Genomic DNA, 4,760 nt, shown 5'->3' on the forward strand with positions numbered 1-4,760 from the left:
CGGCGGCACCGCCGGTGGAAGAGACCGATCCGCTGCGCTGGCGGCCGAGCCTGACCGAGGCGCGCCATGAGGCGGAGATCAGCCGACGCGCGCCCGAGTGCGAACGCGTCTGCGCCGCCATCCTGGGTCTGCTGCGGGCACGACCCGAGCTCAAGCCGGGCGACATCTTCGTGCTGGCCCGCAAGCGCGACCCGCTGCGCCAGCTCAGCGCGGCGCTGACGGCGGCTGGCGTGCCGCATGCCGCGCCCGAGGAGCAGCCGCTGGCCGAACTGCCCGACGTGGCCGACCTGCTGGCTCTGCTGGACGCGCTGGCTTCACCCGGCCACGACCTGTCACTGGCCCGTGCGCTGCGCAGCCCGCTGTTCGGCGTGACCGAGGCCGACCTGCTGACGCTGGCCGAGGCGGCCGGCACCGCCGAGTGGCTGGGCCGGCCTACGGCGGAGCGGCGCAGCTGGTGGGCGGCGCTGCAGGACCTGGCGTCCCTCAGCCCGGCGCTGGCGCGCGCGCAAGCCCTGCTGCGGGGCTGGGCCGAGGAGGCCCGGTTGCGAACGCCGCACGAGCTGCTCGACCGCATCATCGACGAAGGCGAACTGCTGGCACGCATTGCCGCCGCCGTGCCCGCGGCCGACGCGGCGGTGCGCCTGCAGAGCGTGCAGGCGCTGCTGCACGCGGCGCTGGAGCTGGACGGTGGCCGCTATGCCCAGCTCTACGGCTTCGTGCGGGCGCTCAAGAGCCGGCCCGTCAAGTTCGTGCCGGCCGCGGCGCCGGATGCCGTGCAGTTGCTGACCATCCATGGCGCCAAGGGTCTGGAGGCCGAGGTGGTGTTTCTGCTCGACACGGATGCCGCGCCGCCCAAGGCCGAGACGCTGGGCCTGCTGCTGGACTGGCCGGTGGGCCAGCACGCGCCGACCCGCGCGGCCTTCCTGGCGTCCGAGGCCCGACCGCCGTCGTCGCTGCAGGGGCTGGTCGACGACGAGCGCCGTGAGCGCGAGCGCGAGGAACTCAACGGTCTTTATGTCGCGCTGACGCGGGCACGTCGAGCGCTGGTGCTGAGCCACACGCCCGGCCGCAGCCAGGCGACCAGTTGGTGGGACCGCCTGCATCCGCTGGCGCGCCCCTGGCCTTTTTCGCTGGATGCCGATGCGCGCAACGACAGCGCTGCGCCTCGGCTTGCGCCGTTGCCGCGCTGGCTGCCGCCCCCCGACGCCCCCGTGCGCGATGCCGCGGCCCGCGACGCCCGTCAGGCCAAGACCGGCGAGGCCTTGCACCGCGTGCTGGAATGGGTGTCGGCGCCGGGCCAGGCCCAGTCGCTGGACGTCCTGATGGCGGCGTCGGCACAGGCATTCGGCCTCGATGCCCGGTCGCGCGAGCAGCTGGCCCTGGCGGCCAGGGCCATCCTCGACAGTCCGGAATGCCAGCCGTTCTTTGACCCCGCCGAGCTGCGCTGGGCCGGCAACGAGGTGGCCGTGGGGCAGGGCGGCGATGACCAGCGCATCGACCGCCTGGTGCAGCGCCGCGACGGCAGCTGGTGGGTGCTGGACTACAAGCTCGGTGCCACGCCCGAGCGCGAGCAGGCCTACTTGGCGCAGATGCGCAGCTATGTCGCGGCCGTGCAGGCGCTGCAACCTGGCGAGCCTGTCCGGGCCGCGCTGATCAGCGGCACCGGACGCTTCATTCCTGTGGGCTAGAATAGAAGGCTTGATCGGGGCGTAGCGCAGCCTGGTAGCGCATCTGCTTTGGGAGCAGAGGGTCGCGAGTTCGAATCCCGCCGCCCCGACCATTCCATCCACGGCCCAGACGTTTCGGCGTCTGGGCCGTTTTTTCTGCGGGCGGCGCCCCCTCCGGCGGGCCCGTCGCCACGGCTGCCGCCATCGTCCCGTCCTGTCGGGCCGCAGGGCTCAGTGGGGTGCAGATTCCCGGGCCTTGCGCAGCGCCCAGGCAAAGGGCTCGACGGTGGCATTCCTCATGGCGCTGGCCAGTTGGTCGTTGAGCTGCCGCAGGCGTTCATGCAGCTCGTCGCCATCGTCGAGCACGCCAAGGTTCTCGTAGTCCTGGGCGATGCCCTTGTACCAGCTCTGCATCTGGTGGCATTCGGCCTGATACCGTTCGCAGCCGAGCTTGGAGTGAATCGTCGTGAGGGCACTGCTCAGCAGGGCGATCACGCCGATGTGCATGGGTGACAGGGTGCCGGCAAGCACGGTGGCGCCGGCGACCAGCGACAGCAGCGCCGCCCCCGCGACCAGCAGGAAGTTGGCCGGTGCCAGGGCCGCCAACGTCCGTGAGAACGCGTCGGACATGATGCGTGCATCGCGAACCTTTGCAGCGGCGAAAAGCCTTTCGGCATCCATCGTGGCCATGGCCTTCTCCGGCGGTGCGAGGGGCAATCCAGCCAGCGCCCCGGCGCGCTGGCCCTGCCACCATCGTGCGGTGCATTGTGGCCGCCCGGGAGCCGGACTCAGCTGCGCGCCAGGGCCTCTACGGGGTCCAGTCGTGCGGCGCTGCGGGCCGGCAGGAAGCCGAAGACCACGCCGATTAGCGTCGACACCCCGAAGGCGCCCAGCACGGCGGTAGCCGAGAAGCTCATGCTGAAGCTGCCGCCGACAAGTTTTTCGAAGAGCAGGCCGCCGCCCAGCGCCAGTGCCACGCCCATCGCGCCGCCGATCAGGCAGACCAGCACCGCCTCGATCAGGAACTGGCGCAGGATGTCGCTCTGTCGCGCGCCTACCGCCATGCGCACGCCGATTTCCTGCGTGCGCTCGGTCACCGACACCAGCATGATGTTCATCACGCCGATCCCGCCCACCAGGAGCGAGATCAGCGCGATCGACGAGATCAGCAGCGTGATGGTCGCGGTGGTCTGCTCGATGGTCTGACGGATGCTGTCGGTGTTCATCAGGAAGAAGTCTTCCTTGCCGTGGCGCTGGGTCAGCAGCCGCTTGATGCCCTGCTCGGCCACGCTGCTGTCGACGCTGTCGCTGATGCGCACTGCCACGCTCTGCAGGTAGTCCTGGCCGTTGACGCGGTTCATTGCGGTCGTGTAGGGGATCCAGATGTTGATCGCGTCATCGTTGCCGAAGGCGCTGCTCTTCTTGGCCGTGACGCCGACGATGCGCACCGGCAGTGCGCCGAGCAGGATGACTTCGCCGAGCGCGTACTCGCCGTTGGGGAACAGGGTCTCGCGCGCGTTGTCGTCGATGACGGCCTCCTGCGCGCGCTGCCGCACTGCGTCGGCGTCGAAGCCTTGGCCGGTCGCGAAGGTGTAGCCGCGCACGCGGAAGAACTGTTCGCCGACGCCGGTGACGCTGGCCGAGACGTCGATGCTGCGGTAGCGCAGCCCGGCGTTGACGGCGATGGAGGGCGTCACGCTGTCGACGTAGTCGAGCTGGGCCAGTGCGTCGGCGTCGCCGGCGCGCAGCGTGCGCACCGCACCGGCGCGGCGGTCGCCGAATCCACTGCCGGGCATCACGTTGATGGTGTTCGTACCCATGGCACTGATGTCGGCCAGGATGCGCTCCCGCGAGCCTTCACCCAGCGCCACCACCGACACCACCGAGGCGATGCCGATGATGATGCCCAGCATGGTCAGCAGCGTGCGCAGCCTGTGGCTGACCATGGCTCGCCATGCCATGCGCGTGGCCTCGCCCAGCCGGCCGGTCAGTGCCGCGAGTGCCCCGCCCGCGCGTGCGGGGGCGGGTCGCTGCAGTTGGGCGGGCGGCCGGGCATCGGCGCGGCGGTGATCCGCGACGATGCGGCCGTCGCTGATGTTGATAACGCGCTGTGCGTGCGCGGCCACCTGTGCGTCGTGGGTCACGAGGATGACGGTGTGGCCGTCGGCATGCAGCTCTTCGAGGATCTTCATGACCTCGCGACCGCTGGCCTGGTCGAGCGCGCCGGTGGGCTCGTCGGCCAGGATCACGTCTCCCCCGTTCATCAGCGCGCGGGCGATGGACACCCGCTGTTGCTGCCCGCCGGAGAGCTGCCCCGGCCGGTGGGCGAGCCGCTCGGACAGGCCGAGCCGCGCTAGCAGCCGGTGCGCGCGTTCGCGCCGGGCGGCGGCAGCGGCACCCGCGTAGATGGCCGGAATCTCGACGTTGCCGACGGCACCCAGGTCGCCCAGCAACTGGTAGCGCTGAAAGATGAAGCCGAAGTGCTCGCGCCGCAACCGGGCGAGCGCGTCGGGCGCCATCGTGCCGGTCTCCTGGCCGTCGACGCGGTAGCTGCCGCGCGTGGGGCGGTCCAGGCAGCCGAGGATGTTCATCAGCGTGGACTTGCCGGAGCCCGACGGACCCATGATGGCCACCATCTCGCCAGCCTCGATGTCGAGATCGACGTCACTGAGCACGGCGACATGGCCCTCGCCGGCGGGGAACTCGCGGGTCAGGCCGCGCACCTCCAGGAATGCCATGGTGTCAGAACGGCGGCGGGCCGCGGCGCTGGTTGCCGGCGCTGGTGGCGCCGGCCGGACCAGCTTCGCTGGTGACGACCTGCTCACCCTCTTTCAGCCCCTCGAGCACCTGAGCGCGCACGCGGTTGTTCAGGCCGATGCGCACGACGCGTTCGGCCACGCGGCCCTGTTCGAGCACGCGCACCCGGTAGCGGTCGCCGCCTGCGCGCGCACCGAGCGCGGCGCTGGGCAGCGTCAGGGCCTTCTCGACGCGTGCCAGCACGATGCTGGACTGCGCCGTCATGTTGATGCGCAGCCGGTCCTCGGGGTTGGGCACGTCGAAGATGCCGTTGTAGTAGATGGCGCTGGTGGTGCT

General features: G+C 70.9%; 3 protein-coding genes, 1 tRNA gene and 1 pseudogene. 2 read left to right on the plus strand and 3 right to left on the minus strand.

All coding sequences use genetic code 11. From position 1 onward, the window contains the following. Together VGF12_RS14525 and VGF12_RS14530 are read left to right on the plus strand one after the other, a co-directional pair. Nucleotides 1-1,688, plus strand: a 1,688-nt coding sequence (locus VGF12_RS14525) for a 3'-5' exonuclease (RefSeq protein WP_331176755.1), incomplete at its 5' end; no start/stop codon positions are given. A gap of 15 nt (nucleotides 1,689-1,703) precedes the next feature. Further along, nucleotides 1,704-1,780, plus strand: a tRNA-Pro gene (locus VGF12_RS14530). Between the two features lie 118 nt (nucleotides 1,781-1,898). Here VGF12_RS14530 and VGF12_RS14535 read toward each other — a convergent pair. From VGF12_RS14535 to VGF12_RS14545, 3 genes and pseudogenes are all read right to left on the minus strand, one after another. Further along, a complete protein-coding gene (locus VGF12_RS14535) occupies nucleotides 1,899-2,357 on the minus strand; it encodes a hypothetical protein (RefSeq protein ID WP_331176756.1) in 459 nt (152 codons plus the stop codon). Between the two features lie 98 nt (nucleotides 2,358-2,455). Next, nucleotides 2,456-4,405, minus strand: a complete 1,950-nt coding sequence (locus tag VGF12_RS14540; protein ID WP_331176757.1) for a MacB family efflux pump subunit — start codon at nucleotides 4,403-4,405, stop codon at nucleotides 2,456-2,458. A gap of 4 nt (nucleotides 4,406-4,409) precedes the next feature. Next, nucleotides 4,410-4,760: pseudogene (locus VGF12_RS14545) on the minus strand (efflux transporter periplasmic adaptor subunit); the annotation flags it as partial.

Source organism: Roseateles sp., assembly GCF_036404855.1.
In the GTDB taxonomy this organism is placed as follows: domain Bacteria; phylum Pseudomonadota; class Gammaproteobacteria; order Burkholderiales; family Burkholderiaceae_C; genus Pelomonas.